Source organism: Paenibacillus sp. FSL L8-0333 (assembly GCF_037965665.1).
Classification (GTDB): Bacteria; Bacillota; Bacilli; order Paenibacillales; family Paenibacillaceae; genus Paenibacillus_AQ; species Paenibacillus_AQ odorifer.
This window is the reverse complement of record NZ_CP150186.1, coordinates 5,930,434-5,955,573: the sequence shown is the minus strand read 5'-3', so window position 1 is coordinate 5,955,573 and position 25,140 is coordinate 5,930,434. Positions and strand designations below refer to the sequence as shown.

General features: G+C 46.2%; 16 protein-coding genes, 16 tRNA genes and 2 rRNA genes. 30 read left to right on the top strand and 4 right to left on the bottom strand.

Annotated elements, in window-relative coordinates; genetic code table 11:
* Positions 1 to 12 precede the first annotated feature (12 nt).
* Positions 13 to 444, top strand: a complete 432-nt coding sequence (gene perR, locus NYE72_RS26500) for a peroxide-responsive transcriptional repressor PerR (protein ID WP_036680160.1) — start codon at positions 13 to 15, stop codon at positions 442 to 444.
* A gap of 210 nt (positions 445 to 654) precedes the next feature.
* Entirely contained in the window at positions 655 to 2,376 is a 1,722-nt protein-coding gene (locus tag NYE72_RS26495) for a glycosyl hydrolase family 18 protein (protein ID WP_339210786.1), read from the top strand.
* A 117-nt stretch (positions 2,377 to 2,493) separates the two neighbouring features.
* Here NYE72_RS26495 and NYE72_RS26490 read toward each other — a convergent pair whose 3' ends face one another.
* On the bottom strand, positions 2,494 to 2,859 hold the full coding sequence (locus NYE72_RS26490) for a DUF2614 family zinc ribbon-containing protein (RefSeq protein WP_036680151.1): 366 nt from the start codon (positions 2,857 to 2,859) through the stop codon (positions 2,494 to 2,496).
* A gap of 127 nt (positions 2,860 to 2,986) precedes the next feature.
* Here NYE72_RS26490 and NYE72_RS26485 point away from each other — a divergent pair, with 127 nt between their 5' ends.
* The 19 genes from NYE72_RS26485 to NYE72_RS26395 all read left to right on the top strand — a co-directional run bounded on the left by NYE72_RS26485 (position 2,987) and on the right by NYE72_RS26395 (position 10,593).
* The gene (locus tag NYE72_RS26485) at positions 2,987 to 3,865 is read left to right on the top strand and encodes a nucleotidyltransferase-like protein (RefSeq protein ID WP_036680149.1); all 879 of its coding nucleotides are present in this window, start codon (positions 2,987 to 2,989) and stop codon (positions 3,863 to 3,865) included.
* Positions 3,866 to 4,291: 426 nt separating this feature from the next.
* A 16S ribosomal RNA gene (locus tag NYE72_RS26480) occupies positions 4,292 to 5,849 on the top strand.
* A 232-nt stretch (positions 5,850 to 6,081) separates the two neighbouring features.
* Positions 6,082 to 9,007, top strand: a 23S ribosomal RNA gene (locus NYE72_RS26475).
* Together the 16S and 23S rRNA genes with 16 tRNA genes alongside form the textbook arrangement of a ribosomal RNA operon.
* A 61-nt stretch (positions 9,008 to 9,068) precedes the next feature.
* A tRNA-Asn gene (locus NYE72_RS26470) sits at positions 9,069 to 9,144 on the top strand.
* 3 nt (positions 9,145 to 9,147) lie between these two features.
* A tRNA-Ser gene (locus NYE72_RS26465) sits at positions 9,148 to 9,240 on the top strand.
* A gap of 18 nt (positions 9,241 to 9,258) precedes the next feature.
* Positions 9,259 to 9,333 (top strand) — tRNA-Glu (locus NYE72_RS26460).
* A gap of 55 nt (positions 9,334 to 9,388) precedes the next feature.
* A tRNA-Val gene (locus tag NYE72_RS26455) sits at positions 9,389 to 9,464 on the top strand.
* A 17-nt stretch (positions 9,465 to 9,481) separates the two neighbouring features.
* Positions 9,482 to 9,558, top strand: a tRNA-Met gene (locus NYE72_RS26450).
* Between the two features lie 25 nt (positions 9,559 to 9,583).
* Positions 9,584 to 9,661 (top strand) — tRNA-Asp (locus NYE72_RS26445).
* Positions 9,662 to 9,671: 10 nt separating this feature from the next.
* Positions 9,672 to 9,747, top strand: a tRNA-Phe gene (locus NYE72_RS26440).
* Between the two features lie 28 nt (positions 9,748 to 9,775).
* Positions 9,776 to 9,851, top strand: a tRNA-Thr gene (locus tag NYE72_RS26435).
* Positions 9,852 to 9,856: 5 nt separating this feature from the next.
* Positions 9,857 to 9,942, top strand: a tRNA-Tyr gene (locus NYE72_RS26430).
* A gap of 6 nt (positions 9,943 to 9,948) precedes the next feature.
* Positions 9,949 to 10,022, top strand: a tRNA-Trp gene (locus NYE72_RS26425).
* Between the two features lie 23 nt (positions 10,023 to 10,045).
* Positions 10,046 to 10,121 (top strand) — tRNA-His (locus NYE72_RS26420).
* A gap of 44 nt (positions 10,122 to 10,165) precedes the next feature.
* Positions 10,166 to 10,241, top strand: a tRNA-His gene (locus NYE72_RS26415).
* A 19-nt stretch (positions 10,242 to 10,260) separates the two neighbouring features.
* A tRNA-Gln gene (locus tag NYE72_RS26410) sits at positions 10,261 to 10,335 on the top strand.
* A gap of 6 nt (positions 10,336 to 10,341) precedes the next feature.
* Positions 10,342 to 10,416 (top strand) — tRNA-Gly (locus NYE72_RS26405).
* Between the two features lie 10 nt (positions 10,417 to 10,426).
* A tRNA-Cys gene (locus NYE72_RS26400) sits at positions 10,427 to 10,500 on the top strand.
* Between the two features lie 14 nt (positions 10,501 to 10,514).
* Positions 10,515 to 10,593: transfer RNA gene (locus NYE72_RS26395), tRNA-Leu, on the top strand.
* A gap of 136 nt (positions 10,594 to 10,729) precedes the next feature.
* Here the strand turns inward: NYE72_RS26395 and NYE72_RS26390 are convergent.
* Positions 10,730 to 11,485, bottom strand: coding sequence for an AraC family transcriptional regulator (locus NYE72_RS26390; RefSeq protein ID WP_038573295.1), 756 nt, complete (start codon positions 11,483 to 11,485; stop codon positions 10,730 to 10,732).
* Between the two features lie 329 nt (positions 11,486 to 11,814).
* Between NYE72_RS26390 and NYE72_RS26385 the strand changes: the two genes are divergently transcribed.
* The 9 genes from NYE72_RS26385 (at position 11,815) to NYE72_RS26345 (ending at position 21,782) form a co-directional block, all read left to right on the top strand.
* Positions 11,815 to 12,954 (top strand): BMP family ABC transporter substrate-binding protein, encoded by a 1,140-nt coding sequence (locus NYE72_RS26385; RefSeq protein WP_076272246.1) that lies wholly within the window; start codon positions 11,815 to 11,817, stop codon positions 12,952 to 12,954.
* Positions 12,955 to 13,071: 117 nt separating this feature from the next.
* Positions 13,072 to 14,634 (top strand): ABC transporter ATP-binding protein, encoded by a 1,563-nt coding sequence (locus NYE72_RS26380; protein WP_036685571.1) that lies wholly within the window; start codon positions 13,072 to 13,074, stop codon positions 14,632 to 14,634.
* The gene (locus NYE72_RS26375) at positions 14,627 to 15,673 is read left to right on the top strand and encodes an ABC transporter permease (RefSeq protein ID WP_036685569.1); all 1,047 of its coding nucleotides are present in this window, start codon (positions 14,627 to 14,629) and stop codon (positions 15,671 to 15,673) included. The genes NYE72_RS26380 and NYE72_RS26375 overlap by 8 nt, the downstream gene beginning before the upstream one ends.
* On the top strand, positions 15,670 to 16,608 hold the full coding sequence (locus tag NYE72_RS26370) for an ABC transporter permease (protein ID WP_036685567.1): 939 nt from the start codon (positions 15,670 to 15,672) through the stop codon (positions 16,606 to 16,608). The genes NYE72_RS26375 and NYE72_RS26370 overlap by 4 nt, the downstream gene beginning before the upstream one ends.
* A 40-nt stretch (positions 16,609 to 16,648) precedes the next feature.
* Positions 16,649 to 17,605 carry a nucleoside hydrolase gene (locus NYE72_RS26365; protein ID WP_339210784.1) on the top strand — a complete coding sequence of 319 codons (957 nt, stop codon included), beginning with the start codon at positions 16,649 to 16,651 and terminating at the stop codon, positions 17,603 to 17,605.
* Positions 17,606 to 17,608: 3 nt separating this feature from the next.
* Positions 17,609 to 19,006: an ADP-ribosylglycohydrolase family protein gene (locus tag NYE72_RS26360; RefSeq protein WP_339210781.1), complete on the top strand. Its 1,398-nt coding sequence runs from the start codon at positions 17,609 to 17,611 to the stop codon at positions 19,004 to 19,006.
* 486 nt (positions 19,007 to 19,492) lie between these two features.
* Positions 19,493 to 20,254 (top strand): ATP-binding cassette domain-containing protein, encoded by a 762-nt coding sequence (locus tag NYE72_RS26355; RefSeq protein WP_080742734.1) that lies wholly within the window; start codon positions 19,493 to 19,495, stop codon positions 20,252 to 20,254.
* A complete protein-coding gene (locus NYE72_RS26350; RefSeq protein WP_036685560.1) occupies positions 20,247 to 20,909 on the top strand; it encodes a methionine ABC transporter permease in 663 nt (220 codons plus the stop codon). Before NYE72_RS26355 ends, NYE72_RS26350 begins: the two co-directional genes overlap by 8 nt.
* 42 nt (positions 20,910 to 20,951) lie before the next feature.
* Positions 20,952 to 21,782, top strand: coding sequence for a MetQ/NlpA family ABC transporter substrate-binding protein (locus NYE72_RS26345; RefSeq protein WP_036685556.1), 831 nt, complete (start codon positions 20,952 to 20,954; stop codon positions 21,780 to 21,782).
* 89 nt (positions 21,783 to 21,871) lie between these two features.
* Here the strand turns inward: NYE72_RS26345 and NYE72_RS26340 are convergent, their stop codons facing one another.
* The gene (locus NYE72_RS26340; RefSeq protein ID WP_339210779.1) at positions 21,872 to 24,406 is read right to left on the bottom strand and encodes an FtsX-like permease family protein; all 2,535 of its coding nucleotides are present in this window, start codon (positions 24,404 to 24,406) and stop codon (positions 21,872 to 21,874) included.
* Positions 24,403 to 25,101: an ABC transporter ATP-binding protein gene (locus NYE72_RS26335; protein WP_036685550.1), complete on the bottom strand. Its 699-nt coding sequence runs from the start codon at positions 25,099 to 25,101 to the stop codon at positions 24,403 to 24,405. Before NYE72_RS26335 ends, NYE72_RS26340 begins: the two co-directional genes overlap by 4 nt.
* Positions 25,102 to 25,140 lie beyond the last annotated feature (39 nt).

Sequence of the window (25,140 nt, the reverse complement as noted above, 5' to 3'; positions counted from 1 at the left end):
GCGGTGACAGTAATGGGGAGTGGAGTACAACATGCACTGGAACAATTAAAGACAACAGGTGTCCGTATAACGCCCCAGCGTCATGCGATTCTTACGTATTTGATGGAAGCAATGAATCATCCTACAGCTGACGATATATACCGGGCGCTAGAGCCGAAATTTCCGAGCATGAGCGTTGCAACTGTATATAATAATCTCAAGATGTTTATGGAAGCCGGCATGGTTCGCGAGTTGACCTACGGGGATAGTTCCAGTCGTTTTGATGCCAATGTATCTGATCATTATCATGTCATCTGTCAGCTATGCGGTAAGATTGAAGATTTTAGTTATCCATCGCTTCATGATGTAGAGATACATGCGGAGCAGGAAACGGGCTTCAAAATTACGGGTTTGCGTATGGAATTGCATGGAGTTTGCAAATGTTGCAGAGAGAAGCAACAATAAGACAGAATACTACAGTACTCAAGGGCGTATAGCCAAGCTACACAATAAACGTGTGAAATCCGAAAGCGGAGGACTCACGTTTTTATTTTTTTAAAAATAACAAAATATAGTGAAAATGACTAACTTATACTGGTTATCCGGAACCAAGTGGATGTTATAATCGTATTGTTAGACTTAACTTAAAATCATCTAGTATTTGGAGGATATATTTTGGACAGAAGATATAGACAAAAACGCGTTAAAAAGCGCGGAGGTCTTTTCCGACGCTTTTTTGGACTTTTGCTCATTGCGGCAGCAGCTTATTGGGTTGTGTTTTTTGTATTGCCAAATCGCCAGCACATCGATCCAGACTGGAAAGGCCTAGAACATCCTATCTTCGTAAAAGGAGAGCTAACAGGATATTCCGCATCAGGGACCGGTGATAGCATGCTTTTGCCTTTACCATTACTGCAGGAACATGTGGACTCCTCTATTCGTTATGAAGAAAAGACTAAATCGGTCATCCTATCAACGGAAAGTGAACTTCTATATATGCAAGAGGATAAAACCGATGCTAGTCTGAACAATCGTCCGCAGCAGCTGCGGCTGGCACCTGAAGTTAAGGAGAAGATAACCTATCTTCCTGCAGATGTATTAGAGGACCTTTATGGATTTGAAATTGAAGAGGATACGACCACCGGGGCTGTGCTGTTAATGACAGCAGGGGAGACTGTACCTCTGGGGAAAGTGAAAGGTGAAGCGGGAGATAAGACAGTCGCTCTTCGCAGCGAAGCGTCGATTCACGCACCCATCGTGGCCGATATGTCCCCAGGTGCCATCGTGAGTATTTGGAATAAGGAAAATGAGGACTGGCTGTATGTGCAGTTAAGCAGCGGTTATGCGGGTTATGCCAAGGCCAGTGATATTATCTCAGACGGTCAAAAGACAGTGGAACCCAAAAGCACCACTCCCTCACGGGCAGAACGAAGCTGGAAAGGGAAGTCAGTGAATTTGTATTGGGAAGCTGTTTATCAACGCAAACCTGACCCAAGTACATTCGGTGAGCTACCGGGCGTTAACGTGGCTAGCCCGACTTGGTTCAGTATCATAGATGGTGATGGGAATGTGCGCAGTCAGGCTGATAGTACGTATGTGCAGTGGGCCCATGAGCGCGGTTTGGAAGTATGGGGGCTGCTCAGCAATAGCTTTGAACCAGACATAACCACTGAGGCATTGTCGAGCTATGAGAAGCGGATGAACGCGATCGTACAGATCCTCGAGTATTCAGATTTATACAAGCTGGATGGAATTAATATTGACTTTGAGAATGTATATACGAAAGACGGGGAGAATGTTACACAATTTATGCGAGAGCTAAAACCTATGGCTCAAGCCAAAAACTTAATCGTCTCCATAGACGTAACCCCTAAATCCAACAGTGAGATGTGGTCAGCATTCCTTGATCGTAGGGCTCTTAATTCAGTAGTTGATTATCTTATTGTTATGGCTTATGACGAGCATTGGGCTGCTAGTCCTGTAGCGGGCTCTGTTGCGTCTCTGCCGTGGGTAGAAAGCTCGTTAAGCCGGATCATAGAGGAAGACGATGTGCCGCCTGAGAAGCTGATTCTAGGGATTCCACTGTATACTAGAATTTGGACTGAGGCCCAGGTGGATGGCAAGACCAAAGTAAGCTCTAAATCGGTTAGTATGAATGCCGTTGAAAAAATTATTAAAGAGAAGAAGCTAACCCCAACCTTTGATAAGGCAGCTGGGCAGAATTACGTTGAGTATAAGGAAGATGGCGCTCTTAAAAAAATATGGATCGAAGACAATGTTTCCTTAAAAGCTAGAGTTGAGCTTGCTAAGTCTTTAGGGCTTGGTGGCATCGGTTCATGGAATCGCAGCTTTAGTAATCTGTCTGCATGGGAGGCATTACAAGGAATTCATAAGTAATTATTATTTCATTCATAATAAACAAAGGGGCTCCCAATACGGGGGCCCCTTTGTTGTATTAAGCAAATGTTTGATTGCATTATAAATCGCTAGTAATAAGCTTCTGTAAGATGTGTTTTATTGATTAAGCTGCTGACTCTTAAGTTGTTCCGCAGTAATATTGGCCTCAGCTGGATCCATAGTAAGGATGGTATGGCAGAACATACAGCGGTCTGTTTTGCCCAGCATTTTGGTCAGCTTGTGACATTCAGGGCATTCCAGTTGGACTGCGCTAGTTGACAGCATCCCAGCCCAGAAATAGATTGCAAGACTTGCCATCATTGAGATTAAACCGATTACAAGACCGATTCCAGCGAATACTTTTCCAGTTGAGCCCCAAAACACGATGCCCGCTGTACCCAAAACCATAAGTCCCATTCCGAGCATTGTGAGCAGTAATCCCCATGTGCGAAAAGCGTTGATCTTAGCCGTTTTAAACTTCATGAGTGTTTGCTCCTAACTAAATATAGTTGGGTTGTCCAGAAGGAACTGTCTTTCATATGTAGAATAATAATTATAACTGAATTATAACTGACTGGACGCAAAATCGCCAAATTTAATGGAGGGAAGCATGGAACTGTCCAATGTAACTTTGTTGAGTGGAGAAACGTTTGATGAGAATGTTTTAGGAGCGGTCGTTTTGCGGCAGAATGGGGATATTCCGTTTCAAAGCGCACTTCTTCAAGATTTTGATATGATAGTGTTAGTATTGCATGAAGAACAGGATAGAGAGCATATTGTTCGCCATACCATTGCCGGTGACCAACGGACCCAGTCAGTCCATATCGGCCTATTTGCTTTGGAGCAGGCTGTTATGGCAGGGGATAATAACGAACTTCTTATCAGTTTGATGAGGGGGGAAGTGATCTGGGACCCCAAGGGAATACTCGAGGAAATGCGCAGCGAGATATTGCAATTTGAAGGACCGATCAAGGAACGGGTCGCATTTATGGAGTTTGCCCGCTTTTTGCATATGTATGTGAAATCCAAGCGCTATATAGAGGCTGGCTTTATTATGGATGCTTACAACTGTGTATTGATAGCCTTATATCATTGGGCAAGAATAGAAGTGAGTGAAGTGGGTGCTTTCCCCGAGCCAGCTATTTGGGAGCAGGTTAAAAGCATGAATACCTCTGTTCATAAACTTTATGAGGAGTTAACGGTCAGTACTGAGACCTTAGAGCAACGTGTGGAGCTTGTGCTTCTTGCATGTGAATTTGGGATTATGTCCAAAATGACGGACTGTTGTCTATTGCTCTTTAATATTTTGAATAGCCGTAAGGAAGCATGGAGCATTAAAGAATTACTGCAGCATTCAGGTCTGAGTCAATTAGAGTCTGAACTACCCCTTGTTTTACGAAAGCTGGTTTCTCGTTCGCTAATCCGAGAGATTACATCTTGGGCTGATGTTCACGAGGGAGAAGGGCATGCGATCCGCTATACATTATAGAGATGAATTAGATACAGTAGAAGATGTTTAATTATAGAGAGATGAGCAAGGATAGGGAGAGGCTGAGCACTCTCTTTTTTATTTGTTTACTAATATGAAACGCTCATATTTATTCAGAAAAATTAATGGTTGACTCTTTCCTTGTTCATGTGTTAAATTATAACTCGTCCCTCTGACACAGAGATGTGCTTTCGAAAACATTCGAAAGACAACCGAAAAAAGAAATTAAAAAAAAGGTTGACTAAAACGAGGGTGCTGTGATATATTATAAAGGTCGCTGCTGAACAACACATCGACGAAATAAACGGCTTGATCTTTGAAAACTGAACAACGAGTGAGTAGGAAATCACGTAAGTGAAATCCAAAATTAGAGAATTAATTTTCTCGTCAGATGTTTCAAAATGAGCATATCGCTCTTTTCAATACTAATTGGAGAGTTTGATCCTGGCTCAGGACGAACGCTGGCGGCGTGCCTAATACATGCAAGTCGAGCGGAGTTATTTTGAAAGCTTGCTTTCAAAATAACTTAGCGGCGGACGGGTGAGTAACACGTAGGCAACCTGCCCTTCAGACTGGGATAACTACCGGAAACGGTAGCTAATACCGGATAATTTCTTTTTTCTCCTGAGAGAAGAATGAAAGACGGAGCAATCTGTCACTGAGGGATGGGCCTGCGGCGCATTAGCTAGTTGGTGGGGTAACGGCCCACCAAGGCGACGATGCGTAGCCGACCTGAGAGGGTGAACGGCCACACTGGGACTGAGACACGGCCCAGACTCCTACGGGAGGCAGCAGTAGGGAATCTTCCGCAATGGGCGAAAGCCTGACGGAGCAACGCCGCGTGAGTGATGAAGGTTTTCGGATCGTAAAGCTCTGTTGCCAGGGAAGAACGTCCGGTAGAGTAACTGCTATCGGAGTGACGGTACCTGAGAAGAAAGCCCCGGCTAACTACGTGCCAGCAGCCGCGGTAATACGTAGGGGGCAAGCGTTGTCCGGAATTATTGGGCGTAAAGCGCGCGCAGGCGGCTATTTAAGTCTGGTGTTTAAACCTTGGGCTCAACCTGAGGTCGCACTGGAAACTGGGTGGCTTGAGTACAGAAGAGGAAAGTGGAATTCCACGTGTAGCGGTGAAATGCGTAGATATGTGGAGGAACACCAGTGGCGAAGGCGACTTTCTGGGCTGTAACTGACGCTGAGGCGCGAAAGCGTGGGGAGCAAACAGGATTAGATACCCTGGTAGTCCACGCCGTAAACGATGAGTGCTAGGTGTTAGGGGTTTCGATACCCTTGGTGCCGAAGTTAACACAGTAAGCACTCCGCCTGGGGAGTACGGTCGCAAGACTGAAACTCAAAGGAATTGACGGGGACCCGCACAAGCAGTGGAGTATGTGGTTTAATTCGAAGCAACGCGAAGAACCTTACCAGGTCTTGACATCCCTCTGAATCTGCTAGAGATAGCAGCGGCCTTCGGGACAGAGGAGACAGGTGGTGCATGGTTGTCGTCAGCTCGTGTCGTGAGATGTTGGGTTAAGTCCCGCAACGAGCGCAACCCTTAACTTTAGTTGCCAGCAGGTAATGCTGGGCACTCTAGAGTGACTGCCGGTGACAAACCGGAGGAAGGTGGGGATGACGTCAAATCATCATGCCCCTTATGACCTGGGCTACACACGTACTACAATGGCCGGTACAACGGGAAGCGAAGCCGCGAGGTGGAGCCAATCCCATCAAAGCCGGTCTCAGTTCGGATTGCAGGCTGCAACTCGCCTGCATGAAGTCGGAATTGCTAGTAATCGCGGATCAGCATGCCGCGGTGAATACGTTCCCGGGTCTTGTACACACCGCCCGTCACACCACGAGAGTTTACAACACCCGAAGTCGGTGGGGTAACCCGCAAGGGAGCCAGCCGCCGAAGGTGGGGTAGATGATTGGGGTGAAGTCGTAACAAGGTAGCCGTATCGGAAGGTGCGGCTGGATCACCTCCTTTCTATGGAGAATCGTTCTCTGCAATGAGAACATTCAAATCGGAAGCTTAGCTTCCAAAACTCAGGTTTAGGCCTGTTACTCACTCGTTGCTCAGTTTTGAGAGTTTAAGCTCTCAAGTAAGACTTGATCCTTGAAAACTGGATACCGAAACGAATTTGCGTTTTAGAACATCTTTTAGCAACTTGTGCAAACAAGTAAATGTTATTAGTGAGATTTTTCTTCGGAAGAATCAAGGTTAAGCTAATAAGAGCACACGGAGGATGCCTAGGCGCCAGGAGCCGACGAAGGACGTGGCGAACAACGAAACTGCCTCGGGGAGCTGTAAGCAAGCTTTGATCCGGGGGTGTCCGAATGGGGAAACCCAGCTGTGGTAATTCGCAGTTACTCATACCTGAATACATAGGGTGTGTAGAGGCAGACCAGGGGAACTGAAACATCTAAGTACCCTGAGGAAGAGAAAACAATAGTGATTCCGTCAGTAGCGGCGAGCGAACGCGGAACAGCCTAAACCTAAGAGCTTGCTCTTAGGGGTTGTGGGACGTCTCACATGGAGTTACAAAGGAATATGGTAGGTGAAGAGGTCTGGAAAGGCCCGCGATAGAGGTAAAAGCCCTGTAGCCTAAACTGTGTTCTCTCCGAGACGGATCCCGAGTAGTGCGGGGCACGTGAAACCCCGTATGAATCCAGCAGGACCATCTGCTAAGGCTAAATACTACCTGGCGACCGATAGTGAAACAGTACCGTGAGGGAAAGGTGAAAAGCACCCCGGAAGGGGAGTGAAATAGAACCTGAAACCGTGTGCTTACAAAAAGTCAGAGCCCGATCTATGGGTGATGGCGTGCCTTTTGTAGAATGAACCGGCGAGTTACGTTTAACATGCAAGGTTAAGCCGAGAAGGTGGAGCCGCAGCGAAAGCGAGTCTGAATAGGGCGAATGAGTATGTGGACGTAGACCCGAAACCGTGTGATCTACCCCTGTCCAGGGTGAAGGTGCGGTAACACGCACTGGAGGCCCGAACCCACGTACGTTGAAAAGTGCGGGGATGAGGTGGGGGTAGCGGAGAAATTCCAATCGAACTCGGAGATAGCTGGTTCTCCCCGAAATAGCTTTAGGGCTAGCCTCGGTATAAGAGTAGTGGAGGTAGAGCACTGATTGGGTGCGGGGTCCGCAAGGATTACCAAGCTCAGTCAAACTCCGAATGCCATATACTTATTGCCGGGAGTCAGACAGTGAGTGCTAAGATCCATTGTCAAAAGGGAAACAGCCCAGACCATCAGCTAAGGTCCCCAAGTGTGTGTTAAGTGGGAAAGGATGTGGAGTTGCACAGACAACCAGGATGTTGGCTTAGAAGCAGCCACCATTGAAAGAGTGCGTAATAGCTCACTGGTCGAGTGACTCTGCGCCGAAAATGTAACGGGGCTAAACACACCACCGAAGCTATGGCTAGATACTATGTATCTGGGGTAGGGGAGCGTTGTGTAGGGGTTGAAGGTGTACTGAAAAGAGCGCTGGACACTACACAAGTGAGAATGCCGGTATGAGTAACGAAAAGATCAGTGAGAATCTGATCCGCCGAAAGCCCAAGGTTTCCTGAGGAAGGCTCGTCCGCTCAGGGTAAGTCGGGACCTAAGGCGAGGCCGAAAGGCGTAGTCGAAGGACAACAGTTTGAAATTACTGTACCACCGTAATCCGCTATGAGCGATGGGGTGACGCAGGAGGGTAGTGACGCGGACTGATGGATGTCCGTCTAAGCAGTGAGGCTGATGTGTAGGCAAATCCGCACATCGTTAAGGCTGGGCTGTGATGGGGAGCGAAAATTATAGTAGCGAAGGTCATGATCTCACACTGCCAAGAAAAGCCTCTAGCCAGGAGAAGGTGCCCGTACCGCAAACCGACACAGGTAGGCGAGAAGAGAATTCTAAGGCGCGCGGAAGAACTCTCGTTAAGGAACTCGGCAAAATGACCCCGTAACTTCGGGAGAAGGGGTGCCCCGGTAGTGTGAATAGCACGAGGGGGCCGCAGTGAAAAGGCCCAAGCGACTGTTTAGCAAAAACACAGGTCTGTGCGAAGCCGCAAGGCGAAGTATACGGGCTGACGCCTGCCCGGTGCTGGAAGGTTAAGGGGAGTGGTTAGGGGTAACCCGAAGCTATGAACCGAAGCCCCAGTAAACGGCGGCCGTAACTATAACGGTCCTAAGGTAGCGAAATTCCTTGTCAGGTAAATTCTGACCCGCACGAATGGCGTAACGACTTGGGCGCTGTCTCAACGAGAGATCCGGTGAAATTTTAATACCTGTGAAGATGCAGGTTACCCGCGACAAGACGGAAAGACCCCATGGAGCTTTACTGCAGCTTGATATTGAATTTGGGTACGATCTGTACAGGATAGGTGGGAGCCGTAGAAATCGGAGCGCAAGCTTCGGTGGAGGCGCCGTTGGGATACCACCCTGATCGTATCTAGGTTCTAACCTAGTACCCTAATCGGGTACGGGGACCGTGTCAGGCGGGCAGTTTGACTGGGGCGGTCGCCTCCTAAAGAGTAACGGAGGCGTTCCAAGGTTCCCTCAGAATGGTTGGAAATCATTCGCAGAGTGCAAAGGCATAAGGGAGCTTGACTGCGAGACCTACAAGTCGAGCAGGGACGAAAGTCGGACTTAGTGATCCGGTGGTACCGCATGGAAGGGCCATCGCTCAACGGATAAAAGCTACCCTGGGGATAACAGGCTTATCTCCCCCAAGAGTCCACATCGACGGGGAGGTTTGGCACCTCGATGTCGGCTCATCGCATCCTGGGGCTGAAGTAGGTCCCAAGGGTTGGGCTGTTCGCCCATTAAAGCGGTACGCGAGCTGGGTTCAGAACGTCGTGAGACAGTTCGGTCCCTATCTGTCGTGGGCGCAGGAAATTTGAGAGGAGCTGTCCTTAGTACGAGAGGACCGGGATGGACGTACCGCTGGTGCACCAGTTGTTCCGCCAGGAGCATGGCTGGGTAGCTACGTACGGACGGGATAAGCGCTGAAAGCATCTAAGCGTGAAGCCCCCCTCAAGATGAGATTTCCCAATTAGTAAGACCCCTTGAAGACGACGAGGTAGATAGGTTGGAGGTGGAAGTGCAGCAATGCATGGAGCTGACCAATACTAATCGGTCGAGGGCTTATCCTATACTTAGAATGCAGATTCGTTTCGGATTCAGTTTTCAGGCGATTAAGCTTGGTATGAATATTCCCTGATAGCTCAGTTGGTAGAGCACTCGACTGTTAATCGAGTTGTCACAGGTTCGAGTCCTGTTCGGGGAGCCATATGGAGAGGTGTCCGAGTTTGGCCGAAGGAGCACGATTGGAAATCGTGTAGGCGCCACAAGCGTCTCGAGGGTTCGAATCCCTCTCTCTCCGCCACAAATTTTTAATTAGTATGGCCCGTTGGTCAAGGGGTTAAGACACCTCCCTTTCACGGAGGTAACATGGGTTCGAATCCCATACGGGTCACCAAATTTTCACTTGATTTATCCTAGTGGACTTTGGTACAATAACAATTGTTGTTTATGGAGGCTTAGCTCAGCTGGGAGAGCATCTGCCTTACAAGCAGAGGGTCGGGGGTTCGATCCCCTCAGCCTCCACCATAACATATTTTTACTGACGCGGGGTGGAGCAGCCCGGTAGCTCGTCGGGCTCATAACCCGAAGGCCGCAGGTTCAAATCCTGCCCCCGCAACCAATTAACTTAAGCAATTATATCTTTTGGAACCGTGGTGTAGTTGGCCTAACATGCCTGCCTGTCACGCAGGAGATCGCGGGTTCGAATCCCGTCGGTTCCGCCATTTTCATCATGGCTCGGTAGCTCAGTCGGTAGAGCAGAGGACTGAAAATCCTCGTGTCGGCGGTTCGATTCCGTCCCGAGCCACCATTTATCATCACAAAAGAATGAGTGCCATGCCGGTGTAGCTCAATTGGTAGAGCAACTGACTTGTAATCAGTAGGTTGGGGGTTCAAGTCCTCTCGCCGGCACCATCCTTGGAGGATTAGCGAAGTGGCCAAACGCATCAGACTGTAAATCTGCTCACGTAAGTGTTCGGTGGTTCGAATCCATCATCCTCCACCAGTTTTTAGGGGCATAGTTTAAAGGTAGAACAACGGTCTCCAAAACCGTTGGTGTGGGTTCAATTCCTGCTGCCCCTGCCAAGTTCTTTCTAAAGTTTAATATGGCGGCCGTGGCGAAGGGGTTAACGCACCGGATTGTGGTTCCGGCATTCGTGGGTTCGAGACCCATCGGCCGCCCCATTTTCTTTAAAAATGAATAATGGCAACAATATCAACTTAATATGGCGACTGTGGCGAAGGGGTTAACGCACCGGATTGTGGTTCCGGCATTCGTGGGTTCGAGACCCATCAGTCGCCCCATTTTACTTTAAAATGTTATTGGGGATTAGCCAAGCGGTAAGGCAACGGACTTTGACTCCGTCACTCATAGGTTCGAATCCTATATCCCCAGCCATTTTATGCGGACGTGGCTCAGCGGTAGAGCATCGCCTTGCCAAGGCGAGGGTCGCGGGTTCGATTCCCGTCGTCCGCTCCAAAATTTACATGGCGCCATAGCCAAGTGGTAAGGCAAAGCTCTGCAAAAGCTTTATCCCCAGTTCAAATCTGGGTGGCGCCTCCATTTAGTTCATATGTGCCGGCGTGGCGGAATGGCAGACGCGCTCGACTCAAAATCGAGTGGGAAACCGTGGAGGTTCGAGTCCTCTCGCCGGTATCTTAAAAAGGTTAGTAAGAATGCTTTTATAAGCAATCTTACTAACCTTTTTTCTTTATGTTCTTAGTTTTACAGGATTAAGCCGTTGAATAGAGAGTTTCTCTATTTCAACGGCTTTTTTTAATCTGATTAGTGATTAACCTGATTGATTATTAATGCGGAATGCTCGCGGGGTATGACCTATTTCTCGTTTAAACATATTGCAGAATTGGGCATCGTTCACAAAACCTGCAGCAGCAGATACTTCAGAGATTTGCATCTGAGTATGACGTAATAGAGATTTTGCATAATCCAGGCGTTTTAACAGCAAATACCGCAGGGGTGAAGACCCGAAACGTTCTTTAAATAGATGGCGAAAACGATCGTAGCTATATCCGGACATTTCTGATAGTGTTTCGACGGACAATTTATGGCGATAATGCTCATTCATATAATTAAGGACATATTGTACTCGATCTTCTGATGGGGATTGATATCCAGAGGCACTAAGAAGCCTCATAAGATGGACGGTAATCTCGCTCATTTGTAGGTTTAGAAGCTCAGAGAATCCGTCTTGCTTACGTGTAAACTCTGCTTTCATTCGCAGCAGGATTTGAAGAACGGTCTGATCTTTATCATCTTCATATACGCCGAGCAGATTACTCATATTAGGGTGTTCCGAGTGGAAGCCTACAAATAATACATTTGCATCCTCACGGTGGTGCTCGTCATGTTTATGATTGGGTGGCACAAGCGCGAAAGAAGAGGAGCGAAAATGGTAACTTCGTGGGCCAACATTGGTTGTCCCTACCCCCTGTAAATAATAGACCAGTTCGTAGCATTCATGCTGGTGTGGAGGGATATAAGTATTTAGCTCATGTGTGGCACTTACAATATATAGAACACGATCCATGATGATCCTCCAATACTTATGTTTTAGCCGAATCGTACAAAACTATGACCGAAATCATATAATTATTTTTAATAATATTTGTTATGATCGTATCAATAAATCCGAAAGTTCGCAACCTGACTGGCCATCTCGTTCGGAAATAAAGCGGATTATTAATAATAATGGTATTTTTATTGCTATTTTTGAGCCTAAACGTTAAATTTATTACTTTTAATGATACTTTATTTGGAAAAAAGAGAATTTCCATTTGAACCGTGAATTATACAATGGGTGAAGATGGGGATTCTGCCGGATTACTAACTAACTAAAATTAGGGGTGGAATAGAGTAATGAATAAAAAAGTTCTTTCTTTGTTGTTATTAATGGTGATGGTTCTGGTCACAGCATGTGGGAATAACACGTCCAATAACGGTTCTTCTGCGAATACTGGATCAAACGCTGCTGAGGGTGGAGAAACAGGTTCAGGGGATAAACTCAAGGTTGTATTGCTGATTCCGGGGACACTTGGGGATAAATCATTTTTTGATTCCGCTAATAACGGCTTGCAAAAGGTTAAGAATGAACTAGGTGCAGTAACAAAGGTTGTTGAAATGGGCGTTGATAAAACGAAATGGGAGCCTACATTTAACGATATCGCTTCCGAGGATTGGGATGTAATTATTTCTGGCGGTTCTGAAATTACAGAGATGTTTAATGCAACGGCAGAATTGTATCCAGACAAAAAATTCATTAATTATGATACCGACATCGATGAAGCACCAGATAACATGTACAACATGTCTTATGCGACAAATGAAGTATCTTTCTTGGCAGGTGCCGTAGCAGCATTAGCTACACAATCGGATATGCCGAATGCTACCCCTGAGAATGTGATTGGGTTTGTGGGCGGTATGGATATTCCGGGGATTAATGCTTTCTTGGTCGGTTACATTCAAGGTGCTCAGTACGTTGATCCTGATGTAAAAGTGGCTGTGTCGTACGCTGGTGATTTTGTTAACCCGGCAAAAGGTAAGGAGCTGTCTCTAATTCAATATAACTCCGGTGTGGATGTTATTTTTAACGTGGCTGGGGGTACAGGTCTTGGGATCTTTGACGCAGCTAAAGAGAAGAAAAAATATGCAATCGGTGTAGACTCCGATCAGGCAATGTTGATTAACGATACGGATAGTGAAAAAGCAAATCTAATCGTTACTTCATCTATTAAAAAGATTGATACGGCTATTCTAGGTGCAGTGAAGAGATTGCAAGAGGGAACGCTAGAAATGGGCAAACGTGATGTGTTGAGCTTTGTAGATGATGGTGTAGGTATTGCTGAGAATGATATTTATAAAAATGTATTCCCGGCTGATCTTCAGGCCAAGGTTGAAGAAGTGAAGCAAAAGCTGATCAATAAAGAAATTAAAGTGGATAATGCGATGGGGATGGAAACCGCAGAGGTAGAAGCTATTCGTAACGCAGTTAAGCCTTAAGCTTTAAATCTTAAGATCAGCTCTATAGAGATAAACCTACAGTTGGAGATTCTTCTAGTCAGGGGAATTCCAGCTGTATATTTTTGCAGACCTCCAAGTTGAAAGGCGTTGAGACCTATGTACAAAGCTCTGCTGGAAATGCGGGGAATTACCAAGGTATATCCCAATGGCGTCGTTGCAAATAAAGACGTGCATTTTTCTTTACGTGAGGGAGAAATACATGCGATTGCAGGTGAGAACGGTGCTGGTAAATCGACTTTAATGAAGATTATGTTCGGCATGGAAGAGCCAAGTGAAGGCGAGATCTATATCAAGGGTGAAAAAGTAAAGCTGCAATCCGCTCAGGACGCCATTGATAGAGGCATCGGCATGGTCCATCAGCATTTCATGTTGGTACCTTCTTTTACGGTGGCAGAGAATATGGTGCTGGGTATGGAGCCGCGCAGAGGAGTTGGCATTAATTATGCCGAGGCTGTGCGCATGACGGAAGAGACCGCAAGGAAATACAATCTGGCCGTGGATCCTAAAGCAAAAGTAGAGGATCTTACAGTTGGGATGAAGCAAAAGGTTGAGATTCTTAAGGCGCTGCTGCGTGGTGCGAAAATTCTGGTGCTTGATGAGCCGACTGCGGTGTTGACTCCACAGGAAACAGAGGAATTGTTCCGCGAGCTTAAGCAATTAAGGGAACAGGGTCATACGATAGTTTTTATTTCGCACAAATTAAAGGAAGTCAAAGCGATTTGCGACAGAATTACGATTATGCGCAGCGGCCGTAGTGAAGGTGTTTTTCAAACACAGGATGTGACAGAACAGGAAATCTCGCGACTAATGGTCGGCAGAGACGTCGTGCTGAAATATGACAAAGAGATTCTGGCTGTTAGTGAGCCAGTACTAACGGTGCAGGGACTCAGTGTGAATGATGCAGATGGCAAAGCATTATTGTCGGATATCAATTTTGCGGTACGTGGTGGGCAGATCGTTGGGATTGCTGGTGTAGAAGGCAACGGGCAGACACAGCTCATTGAAGCCCTTACAGGTAGCTTGAGAGGTGTCTCAAGTCAGGGCTCTGTACTAGTGAAGGGAAAGGATATCCGTGAATCGGATATTTTGGATATTCGTAAGCTAGGCGTTTCCTATATACCGGAGGATCGGATGCGGCAAGGGATCGCTAGTGAGGCAAGTATAGCTGATAATCTGCTATCTACTCAGTATCGTACAAAAGCAATGAATAAAGGTCTTTTTTTGAATGGCTCACGAATTGCCAAGCTAGCAGTATCCCTTGTAGAGGAATTTAAAGTCCGCTGTTCAGGACCTTCTCAGCCCATAGGAATGTTGTCAGGTGGTAACATGCAGAAGGTAGTCGTAGCTAGAGAGTGTTCGACTGAACCGCAGTTGCTTATTGCAGAACAGCCGACACGGGGTGTGGATATAGGCGCAGCCCAGTTCATACATCAAAAGTTGTTGGAATTACGTTCAGACGATTGCGCGATTTTGCTAGTGTCGGCAGATTTGAATGAGATCTTGGAGATCAGCGATAGTCTGTTAGTAATGTACGAGGGTAAGATTGTTGCCTTTTTCGAGGAGCCATCTAAGGTTAGTGAGGAAGAATTAGGTCTTTATATGCTGGGGATTCATCGACAGGACGAGGAGCACATCGGGAGGGCCGTAAATCATGTTTAAAGTTAAATATTTTGAGTACATTCGGACATCGGCGGTAATCGTTATTGCACTCGCTATTGCCTTTCTGATTATCTCTTTGGTCAGTAATCAGCCTGTGAAGACGATTGGTATATTCCTATTAGAGCCGTTATCCAGTAAAGGTCATATTGGTAATGTGATTGAGATGGCGATTCCGCTCATGTTCACTGGGTTGGCAGTATCCTTGTTGTTTCGAGCCAATATGTTCAACCTGGGAGCTGAAGGGATTTTCTATTTCTCCGGTGTTGTAACTTCCGTATTGGCTATTCATTTAACGTTGGACGGCTGGCTGCATCCGATGGTAGCTATTGCTGCAGGTTCAATTGTAGGAGCGTTGCTCTCGGCAATACCTGGTATTCTGAAGGCAAAATGGAATGCTAATGAGTTGGTTACATCCTTAATGTTCAATAATATTTTGTTCGGAGTAGGGCTATACCTACTGAACTATCATCTACGTGATGCTAAAGCTTTTGCCAATGTATCCTACAAATTCGAGAAAACGGCACTGCTGAGTAAAATGGTCTCGGGCACCCGGATTCATACCGGTCTTATTATCGTTATCGTGCTTATTATTGCAGCTCATTTATTCCTATACAAAACGAAATGGGGATATGAGCTGCGCATGACAGGCATCAACCGGGACTTTGCCCGTTATTCCGGTATGAAGACAGCCAAGGTTATTATTCTCGTTCACTTGATTGCAGGTTTTATCGCAGGTATGGGGGGTTCCGTAGAAGTGCTGGGGATGTATAACCGTTTCCAATGGACGTCACTGCCTGGTTATGGTTTGGATGGTGCCCTTGTAGCGATGTTAGCCAAAAATAATCCGCTGTCCGTAATCGGCTCTGCATTGTTCCTAGCGTACATTCGAATTGGGGCTGACATGATGGCGCGTCTGTCTGATGTACCTTCAGAGATGATCTCAATTATACAGGCAATTATCATTCTTCTGATTTCGGCTGAGCAATTTCTGAAGTTCTGGAAAAATCGGATGCTCTTGAAGGAGGCGAAGGAAGCGTGAATAGTTTGTTTGATGTAATTTTTACAACTGACTTTGCGTTCTCTGTCCTTCGCGTGACGACTCCGATTCTGTTCGCCGCGCTCGGCGCACTCATCTCCAACCGTGCAGGGATCATTAACATTGGGATGGAGGGCATCATGCTTGTTGCCGCTTTAGCGGGTGTCATCATAAGCAGCTATACGCATAGCGCGTGGGTAGGTCTGCTTGGGGCGGTGCTGTCTGGAACATTGATCGCTGGAATATTAGCTTTTTTCACCCTGAAATTCAAAACACATATCATTCTCGGGGGTGTGGCCATTAATATGTTCGCTTCGGGAGGAACTGTGTTTATCCTCTATCTGCTTAGTGGCGACAAGGGTTCTTCCACTTCTCTGGCGAGTAAAGTTTTGCCTAGTGTCCAGATTCCTTTGTTGAAGGATATCCCGGTGCTTGGACCTATTTTATCGGGGCATCACATTCTGACGTATGTTTCTATATTGGCTGTGTTTGTTGTCTACTATCTATTAAATCGTACACCGCTTGGACTGCGCATTCGTTCAGTGGGCGAAAATCCACATGCGGCTCAATCCGTGGGTGTAAGTGTTGTGAAAATACAGTATATGGCTTTGCTGCTTAGCGGATTTTTTGCCGGTTTAGGCGGTGCTTATATGTCGATGGGGTATTTGTCACTGTTTACCCGCGATATGATCGCTGGCCGGGGCTGGATTGCCATTGCCGCTGAGTCGATGGGAAGAAGTACGACCGTAGGCACGGCGTTGACCTCTTTATTATTTGGTACTGCAGATGCATTGTCGAATGCGCTACAGGTGTTGAAGATTCCTGCGGAGCTAATCGCTACTCTTCCTTATGTAGCCACAGTAATTGGACTTGTGATCTACGCAGTATCTGAGACACGAAAAAAGAATAAAAAACTTAAAAGCCCGCTAGTTAAATAGCGATTGAAATGATTGATACACAGACAAGGAGTGAGTAACTATGCCAACACCTATTATTATTGACTGCGATCCAGGGCATGATGACGCAATAGCGATACTGCTTGCCATAGCAAATTCGGAGAAGTTAGATCTGCGCGGGATTACAACGGTTGGTGGAAACCAAATTTTAGATAAAATCACGGATAACGCCCTGAAGGTGATCAGCTTCGTGAATGCTGACATTCCTGTAGCTAAAGGGGCTGCTGGCCCACTGTTCGGCAAGCTTGTTACAGGTGAGGAAGCGCATGGTGAATCGGGCATGGATGGGCCGCTTTTGCCCCCAAGTAAATTCCGCCCTGTAGAGCAGGGTGCTGTGGAGTTTATGCTGAATATCATCCGTTCTTCAGAGGAGAAGATTACGCTCGTGCCGATGGCTCCTTTAACAAATATCGCACTGCTAATCACGGCTTATCCAGAGATTAAAGACAGAATTGAAAAAATTTCACTAATGGGCGGAGGTATCTCTTATGGGAATGTCACCTCTACTGCGGAGTTTAATATCTATGTAGATCCTGAAGCAGCCCGTATTGTGTTTGAGTCGGGGATTCCGATCATAATGAGTGGTCTGGATGTGACCGATAAGGCTGCTATTTTTGAAGATGAGATCCTAGCATTGAAAGAGCGGGGACCAGTGTCTACAATGGTCGGAGAATTGCTGGATTTCTATTCGATTTACGGTAAAAAAATGGGCTATGTCGGCAGTGCGCTGCATGATCCATGTGCTGTTGCCTGGCTGCTGCATCCGGAACTATTTGAATTTGAGCATCTATATGTAACGGTGGAGACAGAAGGCAAGCTGACGCGGGGAATGACAGTTGCAGACAGACGGAAGAAGACGGATCGTCCAGCGAATGTGCAAGTATTGGTGGGAGTTGACCGGGAAGCATTTATGAAGCTGATCTTTGATTCACTGGAAAAGCTTGATCAAGAGCTGCTGCTAGCGGCTGAAGGGAAGTAGCTTATGGCAGGATGGGAGAGACTTCAAGAGACCGTGCAGTTTGAAATCGCTCAGCGTGGAGAAGAAGGTTGCGAGATTGATGGGTTCGCGGATAAGCTAGCGGCTGCTGGTGCCGATGAGCTCAAGCTGATGCAGGTATACAATGAGCTAATGGAGCTTACGATCAGTGAGGATTTTCCGTATCAAGAGCCATCCTCTCTGGAGGAGATTCGTCATCTACGTCCAGAAGGCCCACGTAAGCTTGAGGCGGACTGGAGTGAGGCGGAATGGAGAGATAAGTTCTATGGAGCCTGGCTCGGTAGAAGTGTCGGCTGCGCACTTGGGAAACCGCTGGAGTATTGGGACTATCTCTATGGGAAAGATGGCCGTCCGGGCTGGGAGAATATTGAGCTATGGTTTCAGGATGCGGACGCCTGGCCTATTACTGGCTACACACCTGGGCATTCACGGGCAGAGGCTGAATATGGTCTTGGCTTAAGCGAATGGACACATGCCAGTACCCGCGAGACGATCAAGTATATGGAAAGCGATGACGATATTCGTTACACTGTCCTGGGTCTTATGCTGCTGGAACAGAAAGGTCTGAACTGGGATTCTTGGGATATCGGAAAGCTGTGGCATACACATTTAACATATAGTCAGGTGTGCACGGCGGAGACACAGTCATATATGAATTTTGCGCAGGAGACCTCTCATCTGCATGGCGAGAAGCCTGCGGATTGGCTGGTGCGGCAGGAAAGAGTGCGGATGCACTTAAACCCTTACCGCGAGTGGATTGGTGCCGCTATACGCGCAGATGGACTGGCTTATGGTGCAGCAGGTTATCCTGAGCTTGCGGCAGAATTAGGCTGGCGTGATGCTACATTTTCACATGTGAAAAATGGCATCTACGGTGAGATGTTTAATGCGGCGATGATATCGGCAGCTTTTGCAGAGAAGGATAATGAACGGATCCTAGAGATTGGCCTTAGCGAGATTCCGCGTACCAGTCGTCTGGCCAGTGATGTTTTGCGGGGGATAGATATTGCGCAGAAGGCCAAAAGTGAGCGGGAGTTGGTTCGTAACATTTGGGATACTTTTAGCCACTATGATGCGGTCCATACAAATAATAATGCTGCTCTTGTAGCTGCGTCGCTTGTTTATGGCGGGAATGATTTTGAAAAAACAGTCGTCACTTCCGTATACGGTGGAATGGATACAGACTGTAACGGGGCAACTGTGGGCTCAATTATGGGAGCGAAGCTTGGAGCAAGTAAGTTGCCGGCTTCATGGATTGAACCGCTTCACGATACGTTATATGCGGATCTGCCCGGATTTCATCCGATTGCGATTTCGGAATGTGCGGAACGCAGCTACCAAGTGTTCTTGAAGATTCGCAGAGAGCTTGGCGAGAAGGCATAAAAGATTTAGCGAGTATGGGACTCGATAGATCAGGGATTCAGGGATTACTATATGAATTATGGGATGTCTTAAGCTATTGGCTTAGACATCCTTTTTTGCGTAACAGCAGGTCTTTAAATCACACTCCAACGAACCAAATGTAGCTTTAACTGCATTTCATACACTTAAAAAAACCAAATATGGCTATATTAACAGTGGAGCGTTTAGTGGTGGGGCAATAGGAGAATCATGATTTCAAGAGGGAAGGATTACCTTTGCTAACCCTTTTTATTTTGTTAATAAATGTGTAAAAAGAGCCCGGTATAAAGGGTTTTTAGGTTTTTATCAAACTTCCTGGTATATCATTTAAATAAAAATGATGACACAGCAGAAGAAATGTCTTATTATTTAAGGAGATTTTTAATAAAACAGATTTTAGAAAATTGTAATACAATGTCTCACTTCATGGAGGTTCATTATATAAGGGAAAGGAAGGGGGAGCTTCTAATACTGTCGCTGAGTCGGGTAAGTAAAGGGTTCAAGCTGAAGGAAGGCATCTATCAGGCTGTGGATGAGGTATCGCTGGAGGTAAAGCAGGGATCCATTCACGGGATCATTGGTGAGAGTGGTGCGGGGAAATCTACGCTGCTGCGACTGATGAATCTTCTGGAACAGCCGGATCAGGGAACGGTTACTGTAGATGGCCACAACCTGACCGAAATGCCTAGTAAAGCACTGCGTAAAGCAAGGCAAAAGATTGGAATGATCTTTCAACAATTTAATCTTGTTTATAACGTCACAGTAGAGCGGAATGTTTCGATCCCGCTGGAGCTGGCAGATGTCCCAAAGCATGAACGAATGAAACGTGTGAAGGAGTGTCTGGATTTTGTTGGACTGGCAGATAAGGCAAAACAATATCCTGCACAGCTCAGCGGAGGACAACGTCAGCGTGTTGCGATTGCCCGCGCGCTAGCGAACAGTCCGGGAATATTGCTATGTGACGAGCCAACGTCCTCTCTGGACCCAGGAACCACTACAGATATCTTGAACGTGCTGAAGCATGTGAATTCAAGTCTTGGAGTAACGGTTGTCATTGTTACGCATGAGATGGATGTTGTCAAAAGCATATGTACTCATGTATCGGTGATGGAAAAAGGGTGCATTGTAGATTCGTTCTCTCGTGAAGACGGTGAATTCCGTCCAGCAGCAGCCAGCGCCGGGACATACCGCGATCAGATTCTTGGTAAAGCGGGGGAAGATCATGTTTGATAGTGTACTTCAATATCAGGCACAGATGTGGGATTCGATCGGTGAAACCTTTGTGATGGTTGGTATTTCTGTTGGAGCGGCAGTGCTGCTGGGGCTTCCACTGGGCACCTTGTTGTTTTTTTTCCGAAAAGGGCAGCTTTATGAGAATACAACGTTGTCTCTGGTGCTCAACAGTATCGTTAATATTATCCGCTCGTTTCCGTTCCTGCTGCTGGTCGTTGCGCTAATTCCAGTCACTCGTTTCCTGGTCGGGACCGCCATTGGGACGATTGCAGCAGCGGTTCCATTATCTATAATCGCTATTGCCTATTATGCTCGGTTAGTGGAGCAGTCGTTGCTGGAGGTTCCTAAAGGGGTCATTGAAGCAGCATTATCGATGGGAGCCTCGAAGCTGGGCTTGATCTTTAAATTTTTGTACGTGGAAGCTCGTTCGGGTCTAGTCCTTGGACTTACTACTTCTACAATTAGTTTTATCTCCTTCTCGACCGTGATGGGAGTTGTTGGTGGGGGAGGGGTTGGTGATTTCGCTATCCGTTATGGTTATCAGCGTTTTGAGACGGAAGTGATGATCTATGCCATTCTAGTGATGATTGTATTGGTCCAATTGGTTCAGTTCACTGGGGGGACTATCGCAAGGCTGTTGGATAAGCGTTAATACAAAATAGTTCAATATATAAACTGGGGGTTAGTAGTACTAATGAAAAAATCAATGATACTTGTGCTTACATTAATGGTATTGGTCGTAGCGGGTTGTGGCTCTAATAAAGCAGCCGAGAATAATGCTGCAAAAGGTAGTAATGATGAGTTAACCAAATTAAAGATCGCTACACTGATCCCACCTATGACAGAAATTCTGGATATTGTGAAGCCGCTCCTTAAGGAAGATGGCATTGATCTGGAGATCGTTGTTCTCTCTGACAATGTGCAGCCTAATGAGGCTTTAGCTAATAAAGAGGTAGACGCTAACTTTTTCCAACACGTTCCTTATATGAAGCAATATAATGAAAGCAAAGGCTCTAATCTGGTAGAGGTACAGCCTGTCTATGACGCTATTTATGGCGGATACTCCAAACGTTACAAGACTATAGCTGATCTTCCTGAAGGGGCTACGCTTGTAATGGCTAATGATCCATCTAACATCGGTCGTTCATTGCAAATGTTCGCTGCAGCTGATCTTATTAAGCTAAAAGAAGGCGTAGGCATTCAAGCCACACAAGCAGACATTACTGAGAATCCAAAAAAATTCAAGTTTGAAGAAGTCGATCTCCTAATGCTGGCCCGTATGCTTGATGATGGCGATTTAGTAGCCATGACTCCGGCTTATGCGAGCCCACTAGGATTGACACCGAAGAAAGATGCGCTGATTACGGAAGGCGAAGATTCCGAATTCACAATTACTTTGGTGGCACGTGAAGACAACAAGGATTCTGACGCCATTCAAAAGCTGGCTAAACGGATCAGCGGTCCTGAAGTGAAGAAGTTCCTTGAGGATAATTACGCGGATATTGCGTTGCCTGCGTTTAAATAAGCTGAATATGGATCTATAAAAAAAGGGCAGCCCGGCGATATTTACCGGGCTGCCCTTTTTGTAATAGGACTATTTAGGTGTGTCTTACATTACTCGGCTTCTCTCAGCCGTTCCACTATGGATGCTTGGGATAACGTTTTATAGGCTCTCAGTGTCACTGTGTAAGCGAGAATTAACAAAATAGGAACGGTGAGGATAAACGGCAGCCAACTCATCTGAAATACCATAAAGGCCATATTATCCGTGATGCTTTTGGAAAGGTTATAGGTCAGCAATACACCTAATGTTGAGGTTATGAGGACGGTTAGCAAAACGGTGTATAATCCTTCAAGGATCAGCATACGTTTTAGCTGCTTTTTGGTCATGCCAATACTCTCCAGCATGGCAAATTCATTGCGGCGTGAGACTACCCCGGTGAGTACAGTGTTGATATAATTCAGCACCCCGATTAGAGCAATGACCAGGCTAAGCCCATACCCCACGGTTTGAAAAATGCGAATGAATCCACCGAGCTCATCTTTATAATCCTCCCTGGATTTCAAGGATAATTCATTTGTCGAATCTGTTAGAGCCTTGGCAGCTTGTTCTACTAAATCCATTTTAGCTGGATCGACATGAAGTGTGGCTGAAACAATATTGGCTGGATCTGTACCTTGCGGCATTTCCTTATGCAGCTCCGAAGCAGGGAGGAAGACGTTGTACCCTAACAAAGAGAAAGATTTTGTTGTGGCAGCATATACTGCATCATTTTTTACTACTGCCATCACTTCATAAGATTTACCCGACTTCTCGAAAGTGACTGTATCTCCAGGATGATAATAGGCGCGGTAGCTATCTTCTTCTATAAACATGGCCTCAGCTATGACCGCATATTTTCCTGAAGCAAACTTCTGCCTGTTAAACTCCCCTTCAATAATATCCTTGTCCACAAGATCAAACCAGCCCGGATCTAATCCATATAAATTATTGTAGATCACCCCCCTCTTATCTAAAGTGGAGAGAAGATAGGGATGTGGATCAGCAGCTGCCATTGGCTCCAAAATAGCCCGGACAGCATCATCGACAGGAGATGGAACATATCTGTGGTAAACCTTATCAACACTTTCTACACCGTCAATTTTACTTAGATTGTTGGCGAAATCCTCTGAAAGCTTGTATGGATCACCGTCTCGAGGCCCTGTAATACTGACTAACACTTCATTCTGAACCAAAAAATCACCGGAGATAAAGGAAGCCAGATATTTGTTCACATCCAGTGAGGAAATTACTGTGAAAATGGTACTGAACAAGATGATACTCAAGGAGAGTGAAGAGAGCATCAGGATCAGCTTCTTTTTGCTTCTGAACAGGTTGGAGAACGCCATGTTGTGAAGTTTTGCGCCATGTTTTGATTTTTTGGCGTTCCGTTTTCCGCCGCTGCTGACTCCGGCAAATTTTACAGCCTCTACCGGCGAGGTTCGCGAAGCCATCCGGCCCGGTTTGCTTGCGGCGATCCATACGGTCATAAACGAGAATGCTGCTGCACCAATAAATATCCACGGGCTAGCAGAATAGACATTATCAGTAGAACCGTTTAAAAATGAGGAGGTCATAGGGAGAATCAGCAGACCTAGCAGATATCCCAACCCCAATCCAAAAGGCAATGCGACTAGATAAAGTGAGCGGGCCTGAATGGAGATGATCTTTTTTAGTTGTCGGGGTGTGGTACCGATGGTCTTTAGCAGGCCATAAAATTTGACATCCCGCACGACGGAAATAAAAAAGATATTGTAGATTAGTAAATAGCCGCTCAGCATGGTGATAAGAATGACAACTGCATAAGGAATGATATTCATTAGATTATCGGAGAGAGACACACTTGTATAAGCCGGATTGACACCATAAGGTACATCCAGGCCGGTGTCCGTCAAAATCTTTTGTACCTTCTGTTCAATATTATAAGAATTGTTAAACATCACCCCTAGACCTGCGGTGTTTACATAAGAACCCGTTGCCTCAGAGATATCCGGGTCAATATGGGAAATGTTCTTCTGTGTAAATGCTTCGGATACAAAAGCTAATCCTGACATCGCCAAATTTTGATCGGTTTCGTAATACCCGGAGAGCTTAAAGTCTTGGCTTATGACTTTTTCACCAATGTCTATATCCAGCTTCACAGTCTGGCCTAACTCATGTTTTGCTCCAAGCAAGTCAAGCGCCCAAGTATTTAGGACGATTTCATTCTCTTGGGAGGGCAGTCCGCCAGCTATAAAGTTGATAAATCCGTGTTTGGCATAATTCTCGTCAATTCGAAGGACCTCTACCCGGTTATTCTTGAACAGACTGGTGCTTATATCGCCAACCTTAAGAAAAACGCCATACTCTTTGATGGATGGGTGATTCTTCAGCTTCTCAAACTCGGCAGGATTCAGATATTTGAAGCTTCCATGATAATCGCTGCCAGTAGTCTGCATTTGTGCGCGTTGCATCGATTTGTTAATACTGAGCGCCAAGGTAAACACGGTGGTGATCAAAAGCGTAGTCAGTACGATGGCACAGATGATAGTGAAATTGCGAGCACGGTTGGCTTTGAGGCTTTTTTTGGCTAAAGTAGCAATAGTCTTATGGTTATTCGTGCTGATCATGGCTGGCTCACTCCGGAGCTACGGGGTTGTCCAGTGAAAATGATGCCATCTTCAATACGGATAATACGGTCAGCAGTTTGAGCGATTTGTTCATTGTGTGTGATCATCACAATGGTTTGGTTGAATTTTTCGCTCATCTGTTTAAGTAAAATCAGCACTTCTTGGCTTGTTTTGCTGTCCAGATTACCTGTAGGTTCATCTGCTAAGATGATTGAAGGTTTGGTCGCCAATGCTCTGGCTATTGCCACCCGTTGCTGCTGTCCGCCAGACAGATTAGAAGGTAGAGTATTCATCTTTTCCTGCAAGCCTAAAGTGCGGATGATCAGATCAAGATAAGTTTCGTCAACTTTGCCACCGTCCAGTTCAATGGGCAGCACAATATTCTCCCGCACATTTAGTATGGGTACCAAATTGTAGTTCTGAAAAACAAACCCCACCGATCTGCGCCGAAAAATGGTCAGCTTCTCATCACTCATCGCAAAAATATCGTTCCCGTCCACGTAAACCTTGCCCTCTGTTGCCCGATCTAATCCGCCAAGCATATGGAGAAGGGTACTTTTGCCGCTGCCGCTAGTGCCGACAATGGCGACAAACTCCCCTTTTTCCACTGACAGTGATATGCCGTCCAAAGCCTTAACGCTTGAGCCCACCTTTCCATAGTGTTTTTTTAAATTTTCAGTCTGTAGAATCGGCATAACTCTTCCCCTCCAATGAGATCTGTTTGTCCATAATTT